The sequence below is a fragment of the Thermalbibacter longus genome (genome assembly GCF_023806485.1).
GTDB lineage: Bacteria > Chloroflexota > Chloroflexia > Thermomicrobiales > Thermomicrobiaceae > Thermalbibacter > Thermalbibacter longus.
This window is the reverse complement of record NZ_JAMSLR010000032.1, coordinates 1-1,152: the sequence shown is the minus strand read 5'-3', so window position 1 is coordinate 1,152 and position 1,152 is coordinate 1. Positions and strand designations below refer to the sequence as shown.

At 67.8% G+C, this 1,152-nt stretch carries 1 rRNA gene; it reads left to right on the top strand.

What is annotated here, in order from left to right:
- Positions 1–1,152 (top strand): 16S ribosomal RNA (locus tag NET02_RS16290); the annotation flags it as partial.

Genomic DNA, 1,152 nt, shown 5'->3' with positions numbered 1-1,152 from the left:
TGATGGAGAGTTTGATCCTGGCTCAGGGACAACGCTGGCGGCGTGCCTAATGCATGCAAGTCGGACGGGAGCCGCGCAAGCGGTCGACCGTGGCGGACGGGTGCGGAACACGTGGGGAACCTGCCCGCACGCGGGGGACAACCCTGGGAAACTGGGGCTAAGACCCCATAGGCTCGCGTGGCGGTAGGCTAGGCGAGCAAAGGCCGGGAGGCCGCGTGCGGAGGGCCCTGCGGCCTATCAGCTAGACGGTGGGGTAACGGCCCACCGTGGCGATGACGGGTCGCTGGTCTGAGAGGACGGCCAGCCACACGGGGACTGAGACACGGCCCCGACTCCTACGGGAGGCAGCAGCAGGGAATCTTCCGCAATGGGCGCAAGCCTGACGGAGCGACGCCGCGTGGAGGATGACGCCCTTCGGGGTGTAAACTCCTGTTCGGGGGGACGAAGGGAGTGACGGTACCCCCGGAGCAAGCCCCGGCTAACTACGTGCCAGCAGCCGCGGTAACACGTAGGGGGCGAGCGTTGCCCGGAATCACTGGGCGTAAAGGGCGCGTAGGCGGCCTGGCGCGCCGCTCGTGAAAGCCCCCGGCTCAACCGGGGAGGGTCGGGCGGGACGGCCGGGCTCGAGGGCGGGAGAGGCGGGTGGAATTCCCGGTGTAGCGGTGAAATGCGTAGAGATCGGGAGGAACACCGGTGGCGAAGGCGGCCCGCTGGCCCGCTGCTGACGCTGAGGCGCGAAGGCGTGGGGAGCGAACCGGATTAGATACCCGGGTAGTCCACGCAGTAAACGCTGTGGGCGAGGTGTGGGTGGTGTTGACCCCATCCGTGCCGGCGCGAACGCAGTAAGCCCACCGCCTGGGGAGTACGGCCGCAAGGCTAAAACTCAAAGGAATTGACGGGGGCCCGCACAAGCAGCGGAGCGTGTGGTTTAATTCGACGCAACGCGCAGAACCTTACCAGGGCTTGACATGCCCCGGGACCTGGCTGAAAGGCTGGGGTGCCCTTCGGGGAGCCGGGGCACCGGTGCTGCATGGCTGTCGTCAGCTCGTGCCGTGAGGTGTTGGGTTAAGTCCCGCAACGAGCGCAACCCTCGGGGCCAGTTACGCGGGGTGTCTGGCCCGACTGCCGGGCGCAACCCGGAGGAAGGGGGGG